Origin of the sequence: Paenibacillus sp. OT2-17 (genome assembly GCF_009827695.1) — a bacterium.
In the GTDB taxonomy this organism is placed as follows: domain Bacteria; phylum Bacillota; class Bacilli; order Paenibacillales; family Paenibacillaceae; genus Paenibacillus; species Paenibacillus polymyxa_B.
In genome coordinates, this window is the sequence record NZ_WUDQ01001035.1 from 1 (window position 1) to 567 (window position 567).

The 567-nt window shown below is 44.4% G+C and carries 1 protein-coding gene; it reads right to left on the reverse strand.

Annotated elements, in window-relative coordinates; translation table 11 throughout:
* Nucleotides 1-567 (reverse strand): spore germination protein (locus GRP75_RS28905; protein ID WP_160791105.1); only part of this gene is annotated, 567 nt, incomplete at both ends.

The following is a 567-nucleotide window of genomic DNA, read 5'->3' on the forward strand; positions in this document are numbered from 1 at the left end:
CGCAATGTAAATGGCAGGTAGCGTAAAAGCGATCAAAAAGCTCATCATTCGAATCGTTCTTAGAAATGAACTAATAATCCAACGGCCGTGATAATCATCTGGGCTTTGGTAAAATGCAAAAAAAGAGACGGGAGCTATTAGAGCAGTTGGGCTACCTTCAGCCAAAATCGCTATGCGTCCCTCCATTAGATTGGCGGTCACACGATCCGGTCGTTCCGTGCTGAGCTGTTGAGGGAAGAGGGAAAAAGGGTTGTCCTCAATAAACTCTTGAATAAAACCGGGGGGGAGCACCATATCGGAGGAGATCGCTTTAATTCTCGTTTTCACTGCTTCCACTAGCTCAGGATTAGCCAAGTCTTGAACATAGACAATAGCGATTATAGTCCGGGTTTTAGATCCCACATAAAAGTAGCGTACAACCAGTGACGGTGTGACAATTTGTTTGCGAATCAGATTCAGATTGATGGATAACTGCTCAATGAATCCATTGTGCGGTCCGCGAATAATCCCTTCGTTTTCTGGTTCGTCCGTACTGCGAGCATACGTTTTTTCTGAAGAAAGGATAAA